17 protein-coding genes and 1 tRNA gene are annotated in these 24501 nt (G+C 64.6%); 16 read left to right on the top strand and 2 right to left on the bottom strand.

Features of this window, described 5'->3' with window-relative positions:
• Positions 1–37: 37 nt before the first annotated feature.
• Both BcanWU425_RS21490 and BcanWU425_RS21485 read left to right on the top strand, forming a co-directional pair.
• Positions 38–2278 (top strand): O-linked N-acetylglucosamine transferase, SPINDLY family protein, encoded by a 2241-nt coding sequence (locus BcanWU425_RS21490; RefSeq protein ID WP_204511167.1) that lies wholly within the window; start codon positions 38–40, stop codon positions 2276–2278.
• Positions 2279–2412: 134 nt separating this feature from the next.
• Positions 2413–2946 carry a DUF805 domain-containing protein gene (locus BcanWU425_RS21485; RefSeq protein WP_018457795.1) on the top strand — a complete coding sequence of 178 codons (534 nt, stop codon included), beginning with the start codon at positions 2413–2415 and terminating at the stop codon, positions 2944–2946.
• A gap of 21 nt (positions 2947–2967) precedes the next feature.
• Here BcanWU425_RS21485 and BcanWU425_RS21480 read toward each other — a convergent pair whose 3' ends face one another.
• Positions 2968–4002, bottom strand: a complete 1035-nt coding sequence (locus BcanWU425_RS21480) for a cysteine synthase A (protein ID WP_204511168.1) — start codon at positions 4000–4002, stop codon at positions 2968–2970.
• A 724-nt stretch (positions 4003–4726) separates the two neighbouring features.
• Between BcanWU425_RS21480 and BcanWU425_RS21475 the strand changes: the two genes are divergently transcribed.
• The 9 genes from BcanWU425_RS21475 to BcanWU425_RS21435 all read left to right on the top strand — a co-directional run bounded on the left by BcanWU425_RS21475 (position 4727) and on the right by BcanWU425_RS21435 (position 16820).
• Complete coding sequence (locus BcanWU425_RS21475; protein WP_026233443.1) at positions 4727–6211, top strand: efflux transporter outer membrane subunit; 1485 nt, start codon at positions 4727–4729, stop codon at positions 6209–6211.
• On the top strand, positions 6201–7610 hold the full coding sequence (locus BcanWU425_RS21470; protein WP_204511169.1) for an efflux RND transporter periplasmic adaptor subunit: 1410 nt from the start codon (positions 6201–6203) through the stop codon (positions 7608–7610). The genes BcanWU425_RS21475 and BcanWU425_RS21470 overlap by 11 nt, the downstream gene beginning before the upstream one ends.
• Positions 7611–7646: 36 nt before the next feature.
• On the top strand, positions 7647–10796 hold the full coding sequence (locus BcanWU425_RS21465; protein ID WP_204511170.1) for an efflux RND transporter permease subunit: 3150 nt from the start codon (positions 7647–7649) through the stop codon (positions 10794–10796).
• On the top strand, positions 10796–13900 hold the full coding sequence (locus BcanWU425_RS21460; protein ID WP_204511171.1) for an efflux RND transporter permease subunit: 3105 nt from the start codon (positions 10796–10798) through the stop codon (positions 13898–13900). Before BcanWU425_RS21465 ends, BcanWU425_RS21460 begins: the two co-directional genes overlap by 1 nt.
• A gap of 41 nt (positions 13901–13941) precedes the next feature.
• Positions 13942–14676 (top strand): tRNA-uridine aminocarboxypropyltransferase, encoded by a 735-nt coding sequence (locus BcanWU425_RS21455; RefSeq protein WP_204511172.1) that lies wholly within the window; start codon positions 13942–13944, stop codon positions 14674–14676.
• A gap of 197 nt (positions 14677–14873) precedes the next feature.
• The gene (locus BcanWU425_RS21450) at positions 14874–15590 is read left to right on the top strand and encodes an ABC transporter permease (RefSeq protein ID WP_204511173.1); all 717 of its coding nucleotides are present in this window, start codon (positions 14874–14876) and stop codon (positions 15588–15590) included.
• Between the two features lie 10 nt (positions 15591–15600).
• Complete coding sequence (locus BcanWU425_RS21445) at positions 15601–16353, top strand: ABC transporter ATP-binding protein (RefSeq protein ID WP_204511174.1); 753 nt, start codon at positions 15601–15603, stop codon at positions 16351–16353.
• Positions 16354–16411: 58 nt separating this feature from the next.
• A tRNA-Cys gene (locus BcanWU425_RS21440) sits at positions 16412–16485 on the top strand.
• A gap of 188 nt (positions 16486–16673) precedes the next feature.
• Positions 16674–16820 (top strand): hypothetical protein, encoded by a 147-nt coding sequence (locus BcanWU425_RS21435; RefSeq protein ID WP_018457804.1) that lies wholly within the window; start codon positions 16674–16676, stop codon positions 16818–16820.
• 87 nt (positions 16821–16907) lie between these two features.
• Here BcanWU425_RS21435 and BcanWU425_RS21430 read toward each other — a convergent pair whose 3' ends face one another.
• Entirely contained in the window at positions 16908–17120 is a 213-nt protein-coding gene (locus BcanWU425_RS21430) for a hypothetical protein (protein WP_085349828.1), read from the bottom strand.
• Positions 17121–17376: 256 nt separating this feature from the next.
• On the opposite strand from BcanWU425_RS21430, the gene BcanWU425_RS21425 reads away from it, so the two are divergent.
• The 5 genes from BcanWU425_RS21425 (at position 17377) to BcanWU425_RS21405 (ending at position 24496) form a co-directional block, all read left to right on the top strand.
• Positions 17377–17640: a hypothetical protein gene (locus BcanWU425_RS21425; protein ID WP_018457806.1), complete on the top strand. Its 264-nt coding sequence runs from the start codon at positions 17377–17379 to the stop codon at positions 17638–17640.
• A gap of 432 nt (positions 17641–18072) precedes the next feature.
• Positions 18073–18990, top strand: a complete 918-nt coding sequence (locus BcanWU425_RS21420) for an ABC transporter substrate-binding protein (RefSeq protein ID WP_204511175.1) — start codon at positions 18073–18075, stop codon at positions 18988–18990.
• A complete protein-coding gene (locus tag BcanWU425_RS21415) occupies positions 18990–20612 on the top strand; it encodes an amino acid ABC transporter permease/ATP-binding protein (RefSeq protein WP_204511176.1) in 1623 nt (540 codons plus the stop codon). Before BcanWU425_RS21420 ends, BcanWU425_RS21415 begins: the two co-directional genes overlap by 1 nt.
• 49 nt (positions 20613–20661) lie before the next feature.
• On the top strand, positions 20662–21903 hold the full coding sequence (locus tag BcanWU425_RS21410; RefSeq protein ID WP_204511177.1) for an acetamidase/formamidase family protein: 1242 nt from the start codon (positions 20662–20664) through the stop codon (positions 21901–21903).
• Positions 21904–22162: 259 nt separating this feature from the next.
• The gene (locus tag BcanWU425_RS21405) at positions 22163–24496 is read left to right on the top strand and encodes an acetamidase/formamidase family protein (protein WP_018457810.1); all 2334 of its coding nucleotides are present in this window, start codon (positions 22163–22165) and stop codon (positions 24494–24496) included.
• Positions 24497–24501 lie beyond the last annotated feature (5 nt).

The following is a 24501-nucleotide window of genomic DNA, read 5'->3' as shown; positions in this document are numbered from 1 at the left end:
AGCTAGAATCGTCTCGGGCATCCTCCGGAGAGAATCCTTGCAGAGCAGCGGCGCCGGCGCGCGCGCGTTCCAGAACGCGCGATTGCAGAAGAAATTGAAGAAGCAGGCGGACGCGATCATTTCGACCGCGAATGCGGCCTATGGCCAGGGCCGGTATGCGGAGACCGAGGCGCTCTGCCGCCAGATCCTGAATGAACTTCCGGAGCATTTCGGCGCCTTGCACCTGCTTGGCTTGGGCGCGTTCGCGAGCCGACACTTCGAGGCAGCGAAACAGGCCCTCAAATATGCCGTGACGGTCGACCCACGCTCGGCACAGGCTTTTTCCGATTTGGGAGCCACGCATTTCGCACTTGGGGAATATGAGGACGCGCGTACGTCCCTGGAGAGAGCCATCGCGTTGAAGCCCAGCTTCCCGATGGCCTTGGCCAATCTCGGCAATACCTTGTTGCATCTAAACCGCGTCGAGCAGGCTATCGAACTGTACGATCGCGCGATCGGGCTGAAGCCCGATCATGCCGATGCGCTTTGCAATCGCGGCCTGGCAGAGCTCGCGCTGCGCCAGCTTGATCGCGCCAAACAGAGCTTCGAGCGCGCACTGTTGTTTCAGCCGCGAAACGTCGAGGCGCTCGTCGGCAAAGGTTTGGTCAATATCGAGCTCAAAAACTTCGACGAGGCCAAAGGCGCGCTGGAGGCGGCGCTCGCGATCAGGCCAGGCTCGGCGAAAATCCTGGCGAACCGTGGACGGCTCAATCTTGAGACGTCGAGGTTGGAACAGGCGGCGGCGGATTTCGACGCGGCCCTTGCGCTTGCGCCCAAGCTCGAGGTGGCCTTGCAGGGGAAGGCACAAGTCGCGCTCGCCATGGGAAACACGGCGCAAGCGATTTTAGCCTGCACCATGTTGCTGGAGGAATATCCACGCTCAGCGATCGCGATGGCGCTGCTGAGCGCTTGTTTTGCAAATCAGGGAGAGATCGCGTCGGCGATCGAGCTTCTCGATGCGGCGCTGGCCATTGTGCCGGATGCATCCTTGATCGGCCGGAAGATCTTCTTCCTCGACTATCTCTCCGAGGCCGATTTCGCGGTTCAGCAGGCCGCACGAAAGCAGTGGTGGGACGCGATCGGCTCGAAGTTGCCGCGAAGGACTCTTGCCCCCCGGCAGCTTGATCCCGACAGGCGGATCGTGGTCGGCTATGTTGCTGCCGAGTTTTGGCATCACTCGGCGGCGTTCGCTCTGTTGCCGGTGCTGCGCCATCATGATCACGCCAGGTTTGAGATCGTCTGCTATTCGTGCTCGCCGGTAAGAGATGAGATGACCGCCGCATTTAGGTCCTCGGCGGATGTCTGGGTCGACGCCTGGCAGATGTCGGATGACGAGTTGGCCGATCGCATCCAGGCCGACAAGGTCGATATCCTGATCGACGTATCCGGGCACACGACCGGCAACAGGCTCCATGTCTTCGCCCGCAAGCCGGCCCCGATCCAAGTCTCCGGGTTTGGTCACGCCACGGGCACGGGCCTTCAGACCATGGACTACGTGCTCGCGGATCCGGTCTTCATTCCGCAATCGGCGCGCCATCTGCTGGCTGAAAAGGTCTACGACCTGCCGTGCCTGATCACGATCGATCCCATTTTGGATCTACCTGCATCGGAGCCGCCCATGCTCCGCAACGGCCATGTCACCTTCGGCGTGTTCAACCGCATCTACAAGATCTCAGACGAGGCCATCGAGGTGTGGTCGAAAGTGATGCGCGAGGTGACGGGTTCGAAGATCATCATCAAGCATACTCTGCTTGACGATCCCATACTGCGCGACAATTTGGTCGCGCGGTTCGTGGCACAGGGCGTTGCCGAGGAGAATGTCACCTGCCTGGGCTCGTCGCCGCGCCCCGAGCACCTGCGGGCGTTTGCGAACGTCGATATATCGCTCGATACATTCCCGCAAAACGGCGGCGTCAGCACCTGGGAATCGCTCTATGCGGGCGTTCCGGTCGTGGCCAAGCTTGGCAACGGCGCCTCGTCGCGTGCCGGTGGTTCGATCGTGGCTGCGGTCGGTCTCGACGACTGGGTCGCCGAGGACGACGAGGGCTATGCCGCGATCGCCTGCAAATATGCGGCGCAGCCGGCGTATCTGGCGAGGTTGCGCAGCGACTTGCCGGCCCGGATCGCAGCGTCCCCCGCCGGCAATGTCGAAATCTACACGCGCGAGGTCGAAGCGGGCTATCGCCAGTTCTGGCGCGACTACTGTGCTGTGGCCTCCGAAGGCGGCGAGGGCGCCTGACCGTGCCGGGTGAGGCGAGCCTCGAATTGCGCCGGCCACCTTAGTCCTCCGGAAACCATGCGGCGCTCCGCGACCGTGCCGGTTCATGGCTCCGAAAGCTATCTCTGGGCATGTGGCGCCAAAAGGGTGCGCCAATGCTCGGTTTCGTCTTCGGCTTGAACGCCCGGCTCGGGCGATTACATTTCTTCCTCGCGACGGTCGCGCTTGCGATCGTGATGACGGCGATCTGCTTTGCAATCGCAATGGCCGTGCTGAACAACACCTCGCCCGGCGCGATCCGACCCGAAGACCTCACCAAGAGCTGGGCGATGATCGCCGCGATCGTGTTCTTCGGAGTTGCGACCCTCACGCTGCAATCGATGCGCATCCGCGACATCGGCTGGGATCCGGTCTGCGTGGTGCCTGCCTGGTTCGCGCTCATGATCGTCGACCATGTCGTCGCGGGCCGGTTTCCGGCCTGGGCGATCGGGGAGGAGCACCAGGCAACGGCGGTCGGCGCGCTCGTCAACCTCGCGCTGATGCTCGCGCTCATGTTCTGGCCGAGCGGCGACAGCGAGGGCTCCTACGGCGCTCCCCTCCCGCCGCGCACACGCGCGAACAAGCCTTCGCTATCGAACGAGCGCCTCGCGCGGGTGTCGCAGGGATCGTCTCGCTCGAACTGGAGCTAGACGGCCGGCTTCCGGAACGTTCTAGACGAACGGCAGCTTGATGTTGCTGCGCTTCTCCAGCCATTCAGGCACAGGAAGGCTCTTGGCGCGCATGAAGTCCGCATTGAACAGCTTCGACTGGTAACGGCTGCCGGAATCGCAAAGCACGGTGACGATCGTCTTGCCGGGCCCGAGCTGTTTTGCGAGACGCATCGCGCCGGCAACGTTGATGCCGGTCGAGCCGCCGAGGCACAGGCCTTCGTGCTGGAGCAGTTCGTAGATCACCGTCACCGCTTCCGCATCGGGAATGAGATAGGCGTCATCGACCTTTGCACTCTCGACGATTGCGGTCGCCCGGTTGAGGCCGATGCCCTCGGTGATCGAGCCGCCCGGCGTCGCCTTGGCATCGCCCGTTCTGAAATATTCATACATGCCGGCGCCGTGCGGGTCGGCGCAGGCGATCCTGACGTCCTTGCTCTTCTCTTTCAGGAAGCGGCTGGTGCCGGCCAGCGTGCCGCCGCTGCCGACGGAGCAGACGAAGCCGTCGATCTTGCCGCCGGTCTGCTCCCAGATCTCGGGACCTGTGGACTCGTAATGCGCCTTCGCATTGTCGAGGTTGTTCCACTGGTCGGCGAACAGCACGCCGTTCGGCTCCGTCTTGCGCAGCTCGTCAGCAAGACGGCGGCCGACATGCTGGTAATTGTTCGGATTGGAATAGGGCAGGGCCGGCGATTCCAGCAGCTCGGCGCCGCACAGCTTCAGAAAATCCTTCTTCTCCTGGCTCTGCGTCTCCGGGATCACGATCAGCGTGCGGTAGCCGCGGGCGCTGGCCACGACCGCAAGACCGATGCCGGTATTGCCGGCGGTCGATTCCACGACGAGACCGCCGGGCTTGAGCTGGCCGCGCTTCTCGGCCTCGAGGATCATCCATTTGCCGGCGCGATCCTTCACCGACTGGCCGGGATTCATGAATTCGGCCTTGCCCAGGATGGTGCAGCCGGTCAGTTCGGAAGCGCGCTTGAGCTTGATCAGCGGGGTGTTGCCGATGGCTTCGACAACGTCGTTTTTGATGGTCATGTCAGGGGAAATCACTGGCAAGGGGTTGATTAGGTTGGCCAGAACCTAGTGCTTGAAATGCCAAAGGGGAAGGCTTTTGCGCTGCGGCGAAACCCGCGAAAATCCCCGTAAGCAGTGAAAATTTGGAAGGAGAGATCGCCGCTGCTGCTGTGCTACGCCGCGGGATATCGGTAGGAGGATGTGGCCGGCTTCTGCCAAAACATGGAAGATAAGGGTCGTCGCCAGCGCACCCTCCATTGGATGTCAGCCGTCGCCGTCGAAGAGTGCGGATAGTACGCGGGAGGCGGTCAAGATATCGGCACGACGAACGCTTATTCGTTTTGCGATAATGGACAACCTCGCGAAAGTGGCCAGGCCCGGTTTCGCGGCCGGACTGAAGCCGCATCGCGAGCGGTGCAGGCGGATTGGAGGGGGTTGGCGTCGGTGTGGCGGCAGTATCACATGAAATCTTGGTAAGCTCGAACGCACTCAGGAACGACCCTGAAATTCAAGAAACACCTGCAGGACAGCACCCTTTTGTATTTTCTCAGCTCTAAGATCGTCGCGCTTTGGGGGGCACCTCGCAACTGCGGGACTGTCCCGCGGTTCCGCGTCCGGCTAGTATGAGGCGCACAATTTCGCTGAAAGCATCACTTGTGAACGAGTTGTCCAAAGCCCCCCGACGACCGCGCTGCGAATCGGCTAATCCGGCCGCGCGGCGGCGGTTCGATCTGCCCGGCGGGGGGTGGATGTGACACAACGTGTTCCGGCGATCGCCGTGCGGCGGTCACCAGGCGCGACGTCCCGGACGCGACGTGCGGCGCGCTGGCTTGCGGTCGCTTGCCTCGCCGCCGGTTCGGGCGCCTGCGTGCTGACGCAGGATCTTCCTGATCCCGCGCTCGACGTTCCCACGCAATACAAATATGCCGGGAAGGCCGATGCGCCGCCGTCGCTGGATTGGTGGCGCAGCTTCCGCTCCGCGGAGCTGACACAGCTGATGGAAGAGGCGCACACCGTCAACCTCGACATCGCCGCCGCCGTTTCGCGCATCGTCGAGGCCGACGCTCAGGCGCGGCAGGCGGGTGCGGCGCTGCTGCCGAGCCTGTCCGGCACCGGGCAGGAGGCCTATTCGCGCACCTCCGGTTCCTCCGCCTCGGGGCTAACCAATGGCGGCCGTGAGGTCGTCAACTACCAGGCTTCGCTGAGCGCGAGCTACCAGCTCGATTTCTGGGGCCAAAATCGCGACGCCCTGCAAACGGCGGAAGAGACGGCAAATGCCAACCGCTTCGATCGCGACGTCGTTGCGCTGACCACGCTTGCAGGCGTCGCTAACGCCTATTTCCAGGTGCTGGCCTCGCAGGATCGCATCAGGACCTCACAGCGCAACATCGCGAGCGCGCAACGCATCCTCGATGCCGTCAGGGAACGGCGCAAGGCCGGCACCGGCACCGACCTCGACGTCGCCCAGCAGGAGAGCGTGCTCGCAAACCAGAAGGCACTGGTGCCGCCGCTGCGCCAGACGCTCGACCAGAACGTCAATGCGCTTGCAGTCCTGGTGTCGCGGCCGCCGGAGAGCGTGCGCGTGCTCGGCGGCTCGCTGAACCGGATCGCGATTCCGCGCGTGACGCCGGGACTGCCGTCGGAGCTCCTGACGCAGCGGCCCGACATTCGCCGGCAGGAGGCCCAGCTCGCCTCCGCGACAGCGAACGTCGGCAATGCCCGCGCGCAATTCTTTCCGACCATCCAGCTCACCGGCAATGGCGGCTATCAGAGCTCGGCCCTGGTCTCGCTGTTCCAGCCGCATGCGGCATTCTTCCAGCTCGTCGGCAGCGCGACGCAGCCGATCTTCGACGGCGGCAAGATCCTCGGCAATTTCGAGTTTGCCAAGGCGCGGCAGGACGAATTGCTCCAGACCTACCGCAAGACCATCATCCAGTCCTTTGCCGACGTCGACAACGCGCTGTTCTCGATCAAGCAGACCACGATCAGGCTGCAATTGCAGCGTGACGTCCTCAACGCCTCCCGCCGCGCATTCGATCTCTCCGAGCAGCAATTGCGCGCCGGTACCGCCGATATCGTCACCGTGCTCAATACGCAACTGACCCTGTTCCAGGCGGAAGACGCGCTGTCACAGGCGCAACTTGCCCGCCTTCTTGCTATCGTCAGCCTGTATCAGGCGCTCGGCGGCGGCTGGGAGCCGAGGATGGAGAAACCGGTCAATGCTCTTTAAGCCGGACACGAAGCAAGGCGCGAAGGAGGGAACGGCAAAGAAGTCGCGCGGGCGCGGCTTCGTCATGACCCTGATCACGCTGGCGATCCTCGGCGGGCTCGGCTACTACGGCTGGACCATCTGGCACCAGCAGCCGCAGCAGGCGAACGGCCGCAATCAGCGGCCGGATCTGCCGGTGCCGGTGCTGGCGGCGACGCCCCGCATCCAGGACGTTCCCGTCTACCTCGACGGCGTCGGCGCGATCCGCGCACTCAACACCGTGACCGTCCGCTCGCAGGTCGACGGCAAGCTGATCGCGGTCAATTTCACCGAGGGACAGGACGTCAAGAAAGGCGACGTGGTCGGCGAGATCGACCCGGCGCTCTACCAGGCGACGTACGATCAGGCCGTCGCCAAGAAGGCGCAGGACCAGGCCCAGCTCGCCAACCAGCGTATCGACCTTACGCGCTACGAGCAGTTAGCTGCCTCCAATGCCGGATCCAAGCAGCAGGCCGACACCCAACGCGCGCTGGTCGCGCAGACCGAGGCGTTGGTCAAGGCCGACCAGGCCGCGATCGACAATGCAGCGGCGACGCTGAGCTACACCAAGATCGTGGCGCCGATCTCGGGCCGCGCCGGCCTGCGCCAGGTCGATCAAGGCAACATCATCCATGCCTCGGACACCACGGGTCTCGTGGTGATCACGCAATTGCAGCCGATGGCGGTGTGGTTCAGCCTGCCGCAGCAGCAGATCATGCGCGTCAACGCCGCGGCATCGAAGGGCACGCTCGCGGTCGACGTGTTCGGCAATGACGGCCTCACCGTGATCGACACCGGCAAGCTCACCGGCATCGACAACCAGGTCGACCAGACCACGGGAACGCTCAGGCTCAAGGCCGAATTTCCCAACGCCAATTACCAGCTCTGGCCCGGCCAGTTCGTCAATGTCCGCCTCAAGGTCGAGACCTTGACGCAGGCGCTGGTGGTACCGACCTCTGCCGTGCAGCGCGGACCGATCGGCACCTTCAGCTATGTCATCGGCGAGGATAACATCGTCTCGGCCAAGCCGGTGACGGTGACGCAGCAGAACGAACATGACGCCGTCATCGCCAGTGGCCTGTCGGCGACCGACAAGGTCGTCACGACGGGCTTTGCCAATCTGTCCGACGGCTCCAAGGTGGTCATCGGGCGCGACGATCAGACCCCGTCGGCCGATCTCGCGCCGCGCAAGCGCTCGCGCGGGCCGGATGGTCAGAAGAAGGACGGCGCAAAAGACGGCCAGAAGGACGGACAAGACAAGGACGGCGAGTTCCGCGCCAAGCGCAAGAGCAGCGAAGGCGACCAGAAGGGCCAGACCGGACCGGCACCAGGGCCTCCGTCAAGTCCGGGTGCATCGGGAAGTGGAGCCAAGCAGCCATGATCCCGACAACAGCCGCCTGAGCGGCAGGCGCATCCCATGGGCGTCTCCGAACCCTTCATCCGCCGTCCGATCGCGACCTCATTGCTCGGCATCGCGCTTCTGATTGGCGGGCTGCTCGGCTATTTCGCGCTGCCGGTGTCCGCGCTGCCGCAGGTCGATTTCCCGACCGTGCAGGTGACGACGCAATTGCCCGGCGCGAGCCCCGACGTGATCGCCTCGCTGATCACCGCGCCCTTGGAGCGGCAGCTCGGCCAGATCCCGTCGCTGTCGGCGATGAACTCGACGAGCTCGTTCGGCGTCAGCCAGATCTCGCTGCAGTTCGATCTCAACCGCGACATCGACGGTGCCACCCAGGACGTCCAGGCTGCGATCAACGCGGCGGCCGGCGTGCTGCCCAAGACGCTGCCTTATCCGCCGACCTACGCCAAGGTGAACCCGGCCGATGCGCCGGTGATGACGTTGGCGCTGCGCTCCGACACAATCTCGTTGCGGGCGATGAGCGACATCGCCGATACGCTTCTGGCGCAGCGGCTGAGCCAGATTTCCGGCGTCGGGCGCGTCTCTGTGCTCGGCGGACTGAAGCCAGCCGTCCGCATCCAGGCGGATCTCGCGCGGCTCGCCGCCTATGGCATAGCCATGGAAGACCTGCGCACCGCGATCGCCAGTGCCAACGTCTCCGGGCCGAAAGGCTCGCTCGACGGCGCGCAGCAATCCTACATCATCGCCGCCAACGACCAGATCGCCGCCGCCGACGCCTACAAGCCTGTCATCATCGCCTACCGCAACGGCTCGCCGGTCACGATCGCCGACGTCGCCCAGATCGTCGATGGGCTCGAGAACGACCGCACCGGCGGCTGGTACCAGGGCTCGCCCGCCGTCATCATCGACATCCAGCGTCAGCCCGGCGCCAATGTGATCGACGTCGTCAGCCAGATCCGGGCGGAAATCCCAAAGGTCCAGCGCGCTATTCCGGCCGGCGTGAACCTCACCATCGTCTCCGACCGCACCGTCACCATCCGTGCCTCGGTGCGCGACGTGCAGTTCACGCTGATCCTCAGCGTCGTGCTGGTGACGCTGGTGGTGCTGCTGTTCCTGCGTTCGCTACGCGCCACGCTGATCGCCGGCGTGGCGCTGCCGCTGTCGCTGATCACGAGCTTCGGCATCATGTATTTTGCCGGCTTCAGCCTCGACAATCTGTCGCTGATGGCGCTCACCATCGGCACCGGCTTCGTCGTGGACGACGCCATCGTGATGATCGAGAACATCGTCCGCCACATGGAAAACGGCGACAGCGCGATGGAGGCTTCGCTGAAGGGCGCCAGCGAGATCGGCTTCACCGTGATTTCGCTGACGGTATCGCTGATTGCGGTGTTCATCCCGCTGTTGTTCATGTCGGGCCTTGTGGGCCGCATGTTCCGCGAATTCGCGCTGACCCTGACGATCGCGGTCGTGACCTCCGCCGTGGTGTCGCTGACGCTGACGCCGATGATGTGCTCGCGCCTGCTGAAGCATGCCCATGAAGAGCTGGCAGTGCCGGGTCTTGCCGCGGTCAGCCGCTTCATCGACCGCACCGTCGGGTTCTATCACCGCACGCTGCTCTGGGTGCTGGAGCGCCAGCGCGCGACACTGGTCGTGACTTTCGCCACGCTGATCGCGACCCTGGCGCTCTATGTCGTCGCGCCAAAGGGCTTCCTGCCGCTGCAGGACACCGCCTCGATCACGGCGGTGACCGAAGCCGGTCCCGACGTCTCGTTTGCGGAGATGCAGAAGCGGCAGGCCGAGGCGGCCGACGCCATCAAGGCCGACCCCGATGTGACCGGCGTGGTCTCGGTGATCGGTGCAGGCTCGGTCAATCCGACCACCAATGTCGGCCGTCTTGTCATGACGCTGAAACCTCGCGGCGAGCGGCGCGACGATGTCAGCGTCGTCATCACCCGCCTGAAGGGGCGGGTGGCCGCCATCCCCGGCATGACCGTCTATTTCCAGCCGGTGCAGGACGTGCAGATCTCGACCCAGTCGAGCCGTTCGCAATACCAGTACACGCTGACCGGCACCGACGCCGCTTTGGTGTCGGAATGGGCGCGCAAGCTGGTTGCCGAAATGCGGCGCGATCCGCTGTTCCGCGACGTCTCCTCGGAAGCGCAGGAAGGCGGTCTGCGGGCGCAGCTCACGGTCGACCGCACCCGCGCCGGCCAGCTCGGCGTCAGCCTCCAGGGCATCACCGACACGCTCAACGACGCCTTCGCGCAGCGCCAGATCTCGACCATCTACGGCCAGGCCAACCAGTACCGCGTGGTGCTGGAAGCGCTGCCGATGTACCAGCGCGATCCCTCGATCCTGTCGAAGCTTTATCTGCCGGGCGCGGCGAGCGCGACCGCCGGTGCGCCCAACGCGCAGGTGCCGCTCTCCGCCGTGGCGACGCTGATGCGCACCACCGCGCCGCTCGCGATTTCGCACCAGGCGCAATTCCCGTCGATCTCGCTCAGCTTCAACCTCGCGCCGGGCGCGGCGCTTGGCGATGCCGTCGAGGCCGTGAAGACCATCGAGACCCGGATCGAGATGCCCAACAGCATCGTCGGCGTCTATGCCGGCGACGCCGCCGAATTCGCCAAGGCACTCGCCGGCCAGCCCTGGCTGCTGCTGGCCGCGGTGATCACGATCTATATCGTGCTCGGCGTGCTCTACGAGAGCTACATCCATCCGATCACGATCCTCTCGACGCTGCCGTCCGCCGGCGTCGGCGCGATCCTGGCGCTGATGCTGTGCGGGCAGGATCTCTCGGTGATCGGGCTGATCGGCATCATCCTGTTGATGGGCATCGTCAAGAAGAACGCGATCATGATGATCGACTTCGCGCTCGAGGCCGAGCGCGGGCAGGGGATGTCGCCGAACGAGGCGATCGTACAGGCTTGTCTGCTGCGCTTCCGTCCGATCATGATGACGACGCTGGCCGCCCTGTTCGGTGCGCTGCCGCTGGCGATCGAGAGCGGCACCGGCGCCGAGCTGCGCTTCCCACTCGGCATCTCCATTATCGGCGGCCTGCTGCTCAGCCAATTGCTCACGCTCTACACCACGCCGGTGATCTATCTCGCCCTCGACCGCATCAACCGCCGCCTCGAGCAGGCGCTGCCGCCGGCCGAATCCGGCGGTCCGCCCGTCGCGGGCGCGACCGAGGGGATGCAGTGATGGCATCGATCTCGGAGCCCTTCATCCGCCGCCCGGTCGCGACCACGCTGCTGTCGATCGGATTGTTCCTGCTGGGTATCGTGGCTTACGAGTTCCTCCCCGTTGCCTCGGTTCCGAACATCGATTTTCCCGCCATCTTCGTCTCGGCCAGCCGTCCTGGCGCCGACCCGTCCGTCATGGCCGCGACGGTTGCCTCGCCGCTGGAGCGGCGGCTCAGCGAGATCGCGGGCATCAACCAGATCACCTCGACTTCGTCACTCGGCACGACCAGCATCCAGCTCCAGTTCGACATCGGCCGCAACGTCGACAAAGCCGCCCGCGACGTGCAGGCGGCAATCAATGCGTCGCTGGTCGACCTGCCGAGCGATTTGCCGACGCTGCCGCGCTTCCGCAAAGCGAACACCGCAGGCGCGCCGGTCTTCGTGCTGGCGCTGACCTCGAAGACGCTGTCCGCCAGCGCGGTCTACGACGTCGCCGACACCGTGCTGGCGCAGCGCATCTCGCAGGTGCCGGGGGTGGGCAATGTGACGATCTCGGGTGCCGACCAGCCGGCGGTCAGGATTCAGCTCAATCCCGTCGCGCTGTCCAATGCCGGCATCGCCACCGACGACGTGCGAACTGCGATTATCAACGCCAACCCGCTCGGTCCGGTCGGCATCTTCAACGGCGAGCGCCAGAGCGAGACGCTGTCGCTCAACAAGCAGATGCGGACGGCGAAAGAGTTCCGCGACATCGTCATCAAGAGCGCGAAGGGCAATTTCGTCCGGCTCTCCGATGTTGCCGACATCGAGGACTCCGTCCGTAACGCCCGTTCCATCGCCTGGTTCAACAAGCAGCCGGCTGTGCTGATCCAGATCACCAAGCAGGGCGATGCCAACGTCATCGATACCGTCGACCGGGTGAAGGCGCTGATCCCCGCGCTGAAGCAGTGGATCCCGGCCGGGGTCGATATCTCCACCTTGGTCGACCGCACCAGTACGATCCGCGCCAGCGTGCTCGACATGCAGTGGACCTTGCTCGCGACTGCCATTCTCGTGATGGTCGTCGTGTTCGTATTCCTGCGACGGCTCACGCCGACGATCGCAGCCGGAATCTCGGTGCCGCTGGCGCTGGCCGGAACCTGCGCCGGCATGTGGGTCGCGGGCTTCTCGATCGACAATCTTTCGCTGATGGCGCTGGCGATCTCCGTTGGCTTCGTGGTCGACGACGCCATCGTCATGATCGAGAACATGTACCGCAATCTCGAGCACGGCATGCGGCCGCTTCAGGCGGCATTGGACGGCGCCCGGCAGATCGGCTTCACCGTCGTGTCGATCAGCCTGTCGCTGATCGCGGCCTTCACGCCGCTGATCTTCATGGATGGCGTCGTCGGCCGGCTGCTGCGCGAGTTCTCCCTGACATTGACCTTCGCCATCCTGGTCTCGACCCTGGTGTCGCTGACGGTGACGCCGATGATCTGCGCCCATTACATCCGCCAGACCACGTCTGGCACGGCGACCCTGTTCGACCGGATCATCGAGGGCTCGCTGTCGCGCATCGTCGCGTTCTACACCCGCACCTTGCGCACCGTGCTGGAATATCCGCTGCTGACGCTGCTGGTGTTCTTCGCCACCATCGGCCTAACAATTACGCTCTACATCAAGATCCCCAAGGGCTATTTCCCGACCGACGATTCCGGCTTCGTCATCGGGGCGACGCGCGCCTCGGCCGACATCTCGTTCCAGTCGATGCTGAGCCTGCAGCAGCGGCTCGCCGACATCGTGATGCAGGATCCGGCAGTGGCCGGCATCGGCTCCACCGTCGGCAGCGGCGGCGGACCGGGCGGCGCGACCTCCAATCGCGGCACCATGTTCATCAGCCTGAAGCCGCCGGAGGAGCGCGACCACGTCTCGACCCAGGTGGTGATCGACCGTCTCAGGCGGGCGTTATACCCGGTGCCCGGCATCCGCCTGTTCATGTTCGCCGCCCAGGACGTGCGCGCCGGCGGACGGCAGAGCGATTCCGACTACCAGTACACGCTGACCAGCACCGACCTCGGCCTGTTGCAAAAGTGGGCGCCGATCGTGGCCAAGCGCATGGAGAGCGTCGAAGGCATCACCGACATCTCCAGCGACCGCGATCCCGGCGGGCTTCAATTGACCTTGTCGATCGACCGCCAGAAGGCCTCGGCGCTCGGCGTTCGCGTCCAGGATATCGACAACGCGCTCAACAACGCGTTCTCGCAGCGGCAGATCGGGATCATCTACACCCAGCGCAACCAGTACATGACCGTTCTGGAGATCGACCCGAAATTCCAGGTCGACCCGTCCAACCTCGATCGCATCTATGTCGCCGGCGCGGGTGACGCGCAGGTGCCGCTGTCGGCCGTGGTGCATGCGACGCGCGGGCTCGCCGCGCTCGCGGTCTATCATTCGCAGTCGTTCCCATCGACCACGGTGTCGTTCAACCTGTTGCCGGACGTGCAGATCCAGGCCGCAACGCAGAACATCCAGCGCGCGGTCGAGGAGCTGCATATGCCGGAGGGCATTCGCGGCAGTTTTGATGGCAATGCTGGCGATTTCGCCAAGACCAGCGGCCGCCAGCCGCTCCTGATCCTCGGCGCGCTGGTGGCGATGTATATCGTGCTCGGCGTGCTCTATGAGAGCCTCGCCCATCCGCTCACGATCATCTCGACGCTACCCTCGGCGGGACTTGGCGCGCTGCTGGCCTTGCAGCTCACCAACACGCCACTGACCGTGATCGCCTTCGTTGGCATCATCCTGTTGATCGGCATCGTCAAGAAGAATGGCATCATGATGGTTGATTTCGCGCTCGATGCCGAGCGCCAGCGCGGCCTGTCGTCGGCGGAGGCGATCTTCGAGGCCTGCCAGGCGCGCTTCCGGCCGATCCTAATGACGACGATGGCGGCGCTGTTCGCCGGCATTCCGCTGGTGGTCGCGACCGGGCCCGGCACGGAACTCCGCCGTCCGCTCGGCATCACCATCATCGGCGGGCTGTTCGTCTCGCAGATCCTGACGCTCTACACCACGCCCGTGATCTACCTGCTGGTCGACCGCCTGCGCCGCCGCTCCGAACCGCGCCCGCTGGCCGCGCCGGCGGAATAGGCGGGTTGTTGAACTGCCGTGCAGAGCGTATAGCGGCGACTATGTCGAACCCCACCGCCGCCGCGCCGGCCGATCCTATCCCCGAATGCCCGCACTGCCAGAAGCCGATGCCTTTGTGCATCTGCGACAGCGTCACGCCCATCAAGAACCGGCTCTCGCTCCTGATCCTTCAGCATCCGCAGGAGCAGGACAGGGCGCTCGGCACTGCGCGGCTGCTTGCGAAGCATTTCGCCGGTGCCACGCTGCGGGTCGGCCTGTCCTGGCCGAGCCTGTCGAAAGCGCTGGGGCAACCCATCGAGAACGCCTCGCACTGGGCCGTGCTCTATCTCGGCTCGGCGCACGCCACCGATCTCGAGGCCGAGGGCGAAATCCTGGCTCTCAATCGCAAGAGCGAGGTCGCGGACAACCAGCGCGCGCGCCTCGCCAAGCTCGAAGGTGTGGTGCTGCTCGACGGCACCTGGAGCCAGGCCAAGGCCCTGTGGTGGCGCAACCCCTGGATGCTGAAATGCCAGCGCGTCATCCTGAACCCGACCACCCCATCGCGGTACGGGCGCCTGCGCAAGGAGCCTCGGAAGGACGGACTGTCGACCATCGAGGCTGCGGCGACGATCCTCTCCGCTCTGGAGAAGCGCCCGGACATCGCCGAGACGCTGAATGCCAGCTTTGAACGGATGTTAACCCGCTACCGCGAGGTCCAGACCGAGATGCCCGAATTGGCGCCAAAGCCGCCGGTGAAGGACCGCCGGCGCGGTGTCCGGCGGGTCAAGCGAGCCTGACTCCGGTCCGGATCATCCGTACGGCCGATTGTCCCGCGAGAGGCGGGCGGATAGAGACCGTCGGCCAATAGGCCGCTATCTGCTATCCTCTCGCACGATCGGAACGCCGGAAACGAAGGGGCCGTCGCATTCAGCTTGCAGCCAAGGAGATCCTTGCCCAGGCGGCGCGGTTCGATCGTTGGGGCACGCTTGCCCTGATGGACGTTTCGCTACGCTATCGGCGTACCGTCATCGGCCCGCTCTGGATCACACTGACGCTCGCGGCGACCATTGCCAGCGTCGGCACGGTCTATGCGGCACTGTTCAGACAGGACATCACGAGCTTTCTGCCGCACTTTGCCGTCGGCCTGATCGTCTGGACGCTGATCGCGACGACGCTCCAGGAAGGTTCCCACATCTTCGTGGCATCAGGCCATTTGATCAAGGCGGTGCCGGCGCCGCTGATCGTGCACGTGCTCCAGATGATGGCGCGCAACGTCCTCATCTTCGCGCATCATCTGGTGATCGTCGTCCTGCTCTATCTCCTGATGCCGTGGCCGCTGCATGGGAGCATGCTGCTCGCGGTACCGGGCTTCGCGATCCTGCTCACTGTGCTGCTGGGTGGCTCGGTCGCGCTCGGTATCCTCTGCGCGCGGTTTCGTGACATCGGCTCGGCGATCGTCAGCGGCCTGCAATTCGTCTTCTTCCTGACGCCGATCATCTGGACCGAAGACAGCGCGCGCGGCACCGCGTTTTATTGGCTGATCCGCGCCAATCCGTTCGCGACGCTGCTCGATCTGGTGCGCAGGCCGCTACTGTCGCAGTCGACCGATGCGGGGCAATGGCTCCTCGGGGTCATCTATGCGACCGTCCTGGCCGTCATCGGCCTCGGCTGCTACGCGAAATACCGCCATCGTGTGGCGTATTGGCTGTGAGGCACGAGATATGACCCCCGCAGCTCATATCGCGCTTCGCAACGTCTCGGTGAGGTTTCCGGTGCTGTCGTTCCGCGACCGCTCGCTGCGCAGCCGGTTCGTCAACGCGATGACACTGCGGCGGACCACGGCGACCCCGCACATCGTCTCCGCGTTGAGTGACGTCAACCTCGACATCCGTGCCGGCGATCGCGTCGCCATCATCGGCGCCAATGGCGCCGGCAAGACCACGCTGCTGCGGGTGCTCGCCGGCATCTACCATCCGACGTCGGGCAGCGTGGACGTGCTGGGCCGCTGTCTGCCGCTGTTCGATCTCTCGGCCGGATTCGACGAGGAAGCGACCGGCTACGAGAACATCATGCGGCGTGGCCTCGTGATCGGCGCACGGCGCTCCGAGATCGACGCCAAGCGGGGGGAGATCGCCGCATTCACCGAACTGGGCGACCGGCTCGACCTGCCGCTGCGCACCTATTCCAGCGGCATGATGCTGCGCCTGATCTTTGCAGTCGCAACCGCCGTCGAGGGCGAGATCGTGCTGCTCGACGAATGGATCGGCGTCGGCGACCAGCAGTTCCGCAAGAAGGCGCGGCAGCGGCTCGACGAGATCGTTGTACGCGCCGGCATTCTGGTGCTCGCCTCGCACGACATCGAGTTGATCAAGAGCACCTGCAACCGCGCGATCCTGCTGGAGGAGGGGCGCATCGTGGCGGCCGGCGCGACCGATGAAATTCTCGGCCAATATCTCGGCGGCGCGAAGGCGTAGCTGGTCCGGTCGGGGTTGCCTAAACCTGTGATCCCCTATATTGCTCCGCCCTCGTTGGGGCCACGTGGCGGAGTGGTTACGCGCCGGTCTGCAAAACCGTTTACTCGGGTTCGAGTCCCGACGTGGCCTCCATCACAACCTCCTGATATTTCAGCAATATTCGATCGTATCGCGGCTGCCATCGGCCCGCGCGGGCGATGCGTGCTGGCCGCGCACACCGGGTTTGCCCGGGGCCCGGCGGAAACCCGCCATTCAGCCCGCTGGCATAGTCTTCGCATCTGCGAAGTGATGCATCCCAACGATCGAGCGCTGGAGAGCACGTGAGCGAAACCGTCCGATTTGTCCCGAAATCCGAGCTGGAGCGGGCCCGCCTCATCCGCGAGGCCCGTGCGATCTATGACAGCATCTTTCCGCCGGCCGCACCCGACCAGGCGCCGCAGGACGGCGGAGAGCGGGTCAAGACCTGATCGCGATCACGCGGGATTTTCACCGCGTAGCTGCCATAGCAAAACGCCCGCGGAGCGCGGGTGCGTCGGCTCACGGTGAAATTGGCTTCAGCAGGCCGCGTACCAGCCGTCCGGGAAAGGCACCAAGGGCCAGGCGCCCTCATTGTCATTGGCGGCCTTGGGCTTCGCGGAGGCGTTGGGCTTCGCGTAATACGTCCACGAGCGCGGCACGAAATCCTCCCCCGGCACGAACGCCAGATCTTCATGGACCATGGCGTCCTGGACGGCATCCAGCAGCAAGTTGAATTCGGCTTCGCTCATCACACCCTCCGGACCGCGGATGGCGCAATATCGCAAAGCCGGTTTGTTTCCCGGTTGAGCCGATCGATCGCATTTTAACGATCCGCCAATCGGGTCCCGATTGGTTAGCGATTGATGAAATCGCGTTGGGAAACTTAGGTTCCTGCCGGGGTGCCCGCAGTGTGAAGGATGTCACATCTTTCGCTGTTTATTTCTCCTACCCCTTTGCACACCGGCCAATACAGGCCGGTCGGGCAAAGCAGACGGGAGACTGGTCATGAAGGCGCGGTTCTTGCGATTTGCGGGCGTGAAAAGCCGGGCGCGCCGGGCCTCGACGGTCGGGCTGTTCCTGACGCTGTTTGCCTCCGCCGCCCATGCGCAGCAGGGAACACCCGAGCAGCGCCGGGCCTGTACCCCCGACGTCTACCGGCTCTGCGCCGGCGAAATCCCCAACGTCCGCGCCATCACGGCCTGCCTGCGCCGTAACAGGCCAAGCTTGAGTGAGGCTTGCCGCATCGTGTTCGATCAGGCCGGCGGCTGACATACCGGCCCTGTGGGTTTGTGCGCAGCAAGTGGCTCGCGCGGGCAGGCGAATCCGGCATAGTCGTCCTGTGGATACACCTGTGGGTATGCTGCGGACAGGCTGGGGACGGCGGGGGATGTGCTTCGGATGTCGGCCGCAGATGCGTCCTTTGATTGTCATATCTCTGTCAAATGACCTCACCGCATGATTCGCTGATCGTGCAGATCGCGGCGTTACGCAAGATCATGTGGTTTCCCCGAATTCGCAATTGCGCGCTACAGCGTCCCGCATTCACGAACAGTTTTTGAGCAGCTGCCTGCCCAAATGGCGGGCTCCCTCCATCCAATTTTTTGTACGCCCGCGGACAAGCTTTCCGGTCCGCTCTCCTCCTAGGCTCGCTTCCGCGATCTGGAACATGGCCATTGCCATGACAATTCGAAGGAGCTGGAGATGGAGAGACCCGTATTGCCCCAGGCGCGGGGGAACGCACGTGCATCGCTGTCTTGGCACAAGGCCGCGCTCGGCGCCGCGGTCACTTTCGGCGCGCTGGCAGCCGCGCCCCTGAGCGCGCAGGCTGCGGCGCCTGCGGCCTGCGCCGCGCTCCAGGACAAATATCCGGACTGGAAGGGCAAGACCCTCGTCAACGCCATCAACCCGCACACGCCGGGCTATGAGACCATCGATCCGAAGGATCCGAGCAAGTATATCGGCTTCGACATCGATCTCGGCGAAGCCATCGGCGAATGCCTCGGCTTCAAGTTGACCTACAAGCCGGTGACGTTCGCGGCGCTCCTGACGACGCTGGCCGCGGGACAAGCCGACATCGTGATTTCCGACATCTACGCCACCAAGGAGCGCGCCAAGGCCGCCGACTTCATCACCTATTCGAAAGTGTTCGACGGCGTGCTGGTCGCCAAGGGCAATCCGAAGGGCATCAACGGCATCAACATGTCGATGTGCGGCGCCGCTGCCGCCGAAAACACCGGCTATGTCGAGGTGCCGCTGATCCAGGCGCTGATGCCTGAGTGCAAGAAGGCCGGCAAGGCCGAGCCGACCGTCCAGCTCTACGACAACAACGCCAACTGCATCCAGGCGATCCTCGCCGGTCGTGCCGACACCTATGTCAACGACGTCAACACCGTCGACAGCGCGGTGAAGGCCTATCCGGACAAGCTGGAGAAGGCGACCGCGGTGACGATCCCGTATTCGGTCGGCATCGCCGTCCCGAAGGACAAGTCTAAATTCCGCGACGCCGTGCTCGCAGCCCTGATCGAGGTGCAGAAGGCCGGCACGCATATGGAGCTTCTGAAGAAGCATGGGCTCGACGTGAACAACTTCAAGGAGCCTGACATTCTGACGGCCGACTGATGTCGCTATTCCTCCATTACCTGAGCATGCCGTATCTGCTCGAGGGCATCGAGCTCACCCTCGAGGTGACTGCCCTCGGGCTCGGCGGCGGATTGATCCTTGGATTGATCCTCGCCGGCATGCAGCTCTCCCGCTTCTGGCTGCTGGCGGCGATCGCCAGGGCCTACACCGTGATCTTCCGCGGCACGCCGCTGATCCTGCAAATGGTGTTCGCCTACGACGCGTTGCCGCATATCGGGATCAAGCTGCCGGCGGTGCTGGCCGCCGGCCTTGCGCTGGCCTGCAACGAGGCGCCGTTCATCGCCGAGATGCTGCGCGCCGGCGTGCTCGGTGTCGACCGCGGGCAGGTGACGGCCGGCCAGGCGCTCGGCATGACGCCGCGGATCCTGATGTGGCGGGTGATCGCGCCCCAGGCGATCCGCACCATGATCCCGGCCTTCGGCAACGAGGCCGTGAGTGCGCTGAAGAATTCGTCGCTCGCCTCCGTGGTCGCGGTCCAGGAGCTGACCCTGCGCTCGACCCAGCTTGCGTCCTCGACCTTCGACTTCTTCTCGATCTTCTTCGCCTCGGGCCTGCTATACCTGGTGCTGACCTTTGCCATCAGCATCATCCAGCTTTTCGTCGAATGGTTGCTCGATCTCGATCGTACCAAGGGCCGCCAGCGCAGGCTCGCCGATTACCTGCCCTGGCGTCGCGTCGACCTCGCCACCAAGCTCGAACTTGCCGCAGCGACCGTCGACGTCCAAGTGCCTGGACAGGCTGATCTCACCGACACGCCGCCGCCGGCCTTGACCCGCGAGGAACGCACCCGGCGCGCGGCGACGATTTCACGCAACAACATCGCGGTCGAGACCAAGGACCTCACCAAGAGCTACGGCGCGCAAAAGGTGCTTGGCGGCCTCGATCTTACGGTGCGCGTCGGCGAGGTCGTCGCGCTGCTCGGGCCCAGCGGCTCCGGCAAGAGCACGCTGCTCCGCTGCATCAATCATCTCGAAAGCTGGGACGGAGGCACGGTGCGTGTCGGCGGCCGCCGCCTCGGTTTTGGCGACGACGGCAAGCTGCTGCCGCCCCGCGCGATCGCCAATGAGCGGGCAAGCGTGGGCGTCGGCATGGTGTTCCAGCAATTCAATTTGTTCGCCCACCTCTCGGCCAAGGAGAACATCGCCGGGCCCTTGCGCTGGGTGCACGGCATGACCCGCATCGATGCCGATCGCCGCGCCGCCGAGCTGCTCGACCGGGTCGGGCTGTCGCACCGAGCCGACGCGCTGCCGCGGCATCTCTCCGGCGGTCAGCAGCAGCGCGTCGCGATCGCCCGAGCGCTCGCACCGAACCCCAGCGTGCTACTCTTGGACGAGCCGACCTCGGCGCTGGATCCCGAGCTCGTGAGCGAGGTGCTGGAAGTGATCCGGCGTCTCGCCGTCGATGACGGCCTCACCATGATCATCTCGACGCACCAGATCCGCTTCGCCGACGAGGTCGCCGACCGCGTCGCATTCCTGAGCGGCGGCACGATCATCGAGGAGGGGCCCGCGCACGACGTGCTCTCCAACCCTCGCAATCCGCTGACCGCGCGTTTCCTCAGCGTGATGGAAGCCGACAAGACTCCGGAGGCGGTGCGATGAGAACCGCACCCACGACGTTCAAGACCGTGTTTCCAGAAGAGGCCACCTCATGAAGCATCTGACGCTGCCGGTTTCGCCTAAGACCGTCCACTGGGGTTATTTCTCCAAGAAGGTCGCGCCGGCCCTGACCCTGCGCTCGGGCGATCGCGCCACCATCGAGACGCTGACCCACCACGCCAACGACGATTACGAGCGCATGATCCAGGGCGATCCCGGCGCCGAGAGCGTGTTCCAGTGGACGCGCGAGCACAAGGCAGTCGCGCGGCGCGGTTCGGGCCCGACCGAAGGCCCGTTCATCCGCGGCGCAGGCGAGGGGATCGGCGTGCATCTCCTCACCGGTCCGGTCGCGATCGAAGGCGCCGAGCCCGGCGATATCCTTGAAGTGCGCATCCTCGATATCAGGCCGCGGCCGAGCTGCAGCGCCTGTCATGCCGGCCGTTGCTTCGGCTCCAACGTCGCTGCGAGCTGGGGGTTTCACTATCACGATCTGATCGAGGAGCCGAAGCCGCGCGAGGTCGTCACAATCTTCGAGCTCGACACGTCAGGCGAGCCCTGCGCCAAGGCGGTCTACAACTACGTCTGGACGCCGCAGACCGACCCTGACGGCATCGTGCATCCGACCATCGATTATCCCGGCGTGCGCGTCGATCACGCCACCATCAAGAAGCGCGAGAACATCCTCACAAGCGTCAGGGTGCCGGCACGGCTGCATTTTGGCACCATGGGGCTCGCGCCGTCGGAGGCCGATTTCGTCAGCTCGATCCCGCCGAGCTATACCGGCGGCAACATCGACGACTGGCGCATCGGCAAGGGGGCGCGGATGTTCTATCCGGTCGCGATCCCCGGCGCCTATTTCTCGGTCGGCGATCCCCACGCCGCGCAAGGCGACAGCGAGCTTGGCGGCACCGCGATCGAGACCTCGCTGACCGGCGATTTCGAGTTCGTCCTGCACAAGAAGGCCGATCTCGCCGGCACCAGCCTCGAAGGTCTCGATCATCCGATGCTGGAGACCGATCAGGCGTGGTCGTTCTACGGCTTCACCTATCCGAACTACCTCGCCGCGCTCGGCGCCGACGCACAGACCGAGATTGCCAACCACTCGAGTCTCGACCGTGCGATGCGCGATGCGTTCCGCAAGCTCAGGAGGTTCCTGATGACCGTGCACGGTTTGAGCGAGGACGAGGCGATTTCGCTGCTATCGGTCGGCGCCGATTTCGGCGTCACCCAGGTGGTCGATGCCAATTGGGGAGTTCACGGCACGATCCGCAAAAACATCTTTCGGTGCGACTGATGGGCCGTAGCCCGGATGGAGCGCAACGCAATCCGGGTTTGTCACGCCGGACTCAAAAGGCCCCCGGATTACGCTTCGCTCCATCCAGGCTACACATCGTGCTCGACGTTGACATCGCGCTCCAACACTTTGAAGAACAGCTCATTTCCAGGATGAGGACGTGACAAAAGACCGTCATTTGCGGCCCCTCGCTGCGACGGATGACCACGTTCGTCTGGCACAGAGGTTGCTTCGATCCACTGCAATCTGGGTCGATCCGATGAGCTTCCGTCCTTTCACGAGCGAGTCCTACGCTCAAGACGACCGCCCCGAAGCCTGGCGGGACGTGCTCGCCGCGGTCGGCCTGCAGCCGGCGGCAGGCCATTGCTTCCTGGATGGGCACGCAACGGCGTCACATCGCCACGCTGCAGGCGTTGCGCTGACGCGCATGGCGGCCGGCGCCCAGACCATCGGTCCGCGTCCGCAGGCCAACGAAGACCTGCCGATTGCGCTGATGCCGGTCGAGGACGGCATGGTGCTCAAGAGCGCCGCCGGCCATCGCATCGTTCCGGTGGGCCATCTCGTGCTGCTGCCGCGGAGCGGGGACTGGAGCATCGTATTCCAGCGCGACATGCGCGCCGTCGTGCTGTCGGTGACCTCGGAGGCGCTGCACGGCCGCCTCTCGGGCAGGCCGCGGCTCGGCGAACCCAGGGTCGTTCCGCCCAGCGGCTTTGCCGATGTCTTCGCGCGCTTGATGGACGCGACCGCGCGCACGCTCGACACGCTGAGCGATGCCGAATGGAATGCGGTCACGCAGTCGCTCGTCGATCTGCTGCTGACACTCGCCCATCAATTGGCGGCTTCGACGTCCGACGCCGGATCGAGCGCGACGCAGTCGGCACTCCTGCACCGGATCTGCCAGACCATCGAACGCCGCCTCGACGATCCCGGACTGGTGCCGGCGCGCGTCGCGCAGGCCGAAGGGATTTCCGAGCGCTATCTGCAAAAGCTGTTCGAGACGGTCGGCGACAACTTTACTCATTACGTTCGCGAGCGGCGGCTGCAGCGCGCCTGGGCCGATCTGTCCAATCCGTCCGAGGCGCATCGCTCAATCTCGGAGATCGCCTACGCCTATGGGTTTGGCGATTCCGCGCATTTCAGCCGCGCCTTCCGCCATCGCTTCGGGCTGCCGCCGCGCGAGTTTCGCCAGCAGGAAGCGGAGCGGGCGACGACCCAGCAGGGGATAGCCGGTCAGCGCGGCTGGCCGCAGGATGCGCTGGCGCAGCTTCGCGTGCACCCGGCGAGCGCCGAGGCGCGCGGCAATCTCGCCCGAACCGACATCGACGAGCCGAGAACGGCCGAACGCAAGCATCATCATCTTCCGATCGAAGCCCACCGTGTTCATTGGGGATATTTCAGTCGCGCGTTACAGCCGCAGCTCGAGATCAATTCGGGTGATACGATCACGATCGAAACGCTAACGCAGCATGCCTCCGATGATCCTGAGCTGATGATCGCGGGCGATACCGCCGCCGAAAGTGTATTCGGTTGGACCAAGGCGAGGAAGAACGTGGATCGCCGCGGCGCGGGTCCGATGGATGCCAGCATATTCGGGCGCGGCGCCGGCGAAGGCTTTGGCGTGCACATCTGCACGGGGCCCGTGTCGGTGAAGGACGCCCAGCCCGGCGACGTGCTGGAAGTCCGGATCCTCGACATCGTACCGCGCACAAGTCGTCATCCGAAACATTCAGGGCGCGTGTTCGGCTCCTCGGTCGCGGCCTGGTGGGGCTATCATTACGACGAATTTCTTTCAGGACCGAAGCCGCGCGAGGTCGTGACGATCTACGAAATCCTGGACGATACCGATGCGCCGCATGCCCGCGCGCTGTATTCCTACCGCTGGGAGCCGCAGACCGACCCGTTTGGCGTGGTGCACGCCACCTACGACTATCCCGGCGTTCCGGTCTTGCCCGGCACCGTGAAGCGCCGCCACGCCGTGCTCGACGGCATCCGCATTCCCTTGCGCCCGCATTTCGGCGTGATCGCGGTGGCGCCGCGCGAGGTCGATTTCATCGACTCCGTGCCGCCGTCCTATTTCGGCGGCAATCTCGACAATTGGCGCTTGGGGAAGGGGGCGACCGTCTATCTTCCGGTCTCCGTTCCCGGCGCATTGTTATCGGTCGGCGATCCCCATGCCACGCAAGGCGACGGCGAATTGAGCGGCACCGCGATTGAATGCTCGATGACCGGAACCTTCGAGGTGATCCTGCACAAGAAGGCCGACCTCTCCGGCCAACCCTTCGCCGATCTCTCTTATCCCCTGATCGAAACCGAATCTGATTGGGTCCTGACCGGATTCAGCCATCCCAACTACCTCGCCGAGTTCGGCGCTCAGGGCCAGAGCGAGGTTTACGCAAAGTCCTCGCTCGATCTCGCCATGAAAGATGCGTTTCGCAAGATGCGACGCTTCCTGATGAACGTGAAGGGGTTGAGCGAGGACGAGGCGATCGCGCTGATGTCGGCCGCCGTCGACTTCGGCGTCACGCAGGTGGTCGACGGCAATTGGGGCGTGCACGCGATCATCAGCAAGCGCCTGTTTCTGGACGCGCCTTAAACCGA

It is taken from the genome of Bradyrhizobium sp. WU425 (assembly GCF_021052305.1).
GTDB lineage: Bacteria > Pseudomonadota > Alphaproteobacteria > Rhizobiales > Xanthobacteraceae > Bradyrhizobium > Bradyrhizobium canariense_D.
The sequence above is the reverse complement of the archived record's forward strand: the minus strand, read 5'-3'. Positions and strand labels throughout refer to the sequence as shown.

Coding starts and splice junctions, on each gene's coding strand:
- BcanWU425_RS21445 (WP_204511174.1), top strand. CDS start 15,601: ATGACCCCCGCAGCTCATATCGCGCTTCGCAACGTCTCGGTGAGGTTT.
- BcanWU425_RS21460 (WP_204511171.1), top strand. CDS start 10,796: ATGGCATCGATCTCGGAGCCCTTCATCCGCCGCCCGGTCGCGACCACG.
- BcanWU425_RS21465 (WP_204511170.1), top strand. CDS start 7,647: ATGGGCGTCTCCGAACCCTTCATCCGCCGTCCGATCGCGACCTCATTG.
- BcanWU425_RS21455 (WP_204511172.1), top strand. CDS start 13,942: ATGTCGAACCCCACCGCCGCCGCGCCGGCCGATCCTATCCCCGAATGC.
- BcanWU425_RS21405 (WP_018457810.1), top strand. CDS start 22,163: ATGAGCTTCCGTCCTTTCACGAGCGAGTCCTACGCTCAAGACGACCGC.
- BcanWU425_RS21485 (WP_018457795.1), top strand. CDS start 2,413: ATGCTCGGTTTCGTCTTCGGCTTGAACGCCCGGCTCGGGCGATTACAT.
- BcanWU425_RS21430 (WP_085349828.1), bottom strand. CDS start 17,120: ATGAGCGAAGCCGAATTCAACTTGCTGCTGGATGCCGTCCAGGACGCC.
- BcanWU425_RS21420 (WP_204511175.1), top strand. CDS start 18,073: ATGGAGAGACCCGTATTGCCCCAGGCGCGGGGGAACGCACGTGCATCG.
- BcanWU425_RS21450 (WP_204511173.1), top strand. CDS start 14,874: ATGGACGTTTCGCTACGCTATCGGCGTACCGTCATCGGCCCGCTCTGG.
- BcanWU425_RS21415 (WP_204511176.1), top strand. CDS start 18,990: ATGTCGCTATTCCTCCATTACCTGAGCATGCCGTATCTGCTCGAGGGC.
- BcanWU425_RS21425 (WP_018457806.1), top strand. CDS start 17,377: ATGAAGGCGCGGTTCTTGCGATTTGCGGGCGTGAAAAGCCGGGCGCGC.
- BcanWU425_RS21470 (WP_204511169.1), top strand. CDS start 6,201: ATGCTCTTTAAGCCGGACACGAAGCAAGGCGCGAAGGAGGGAACGGCA.
- BcanWU425_RS21480 (WP_204511168.1), bottom strand. CDS start 4,002: ATGACCATCAAAAACGACGTTGTCGAAGCCATCGGCAACACCCCGCTG.
- BcanWU425_RS21410 (WP_204511177.1), top strand. CDS start 20,662: ATGAAGCATCTGACGCTGCCGGTTTCGCCTAAGACCGTCCACTGGGGT.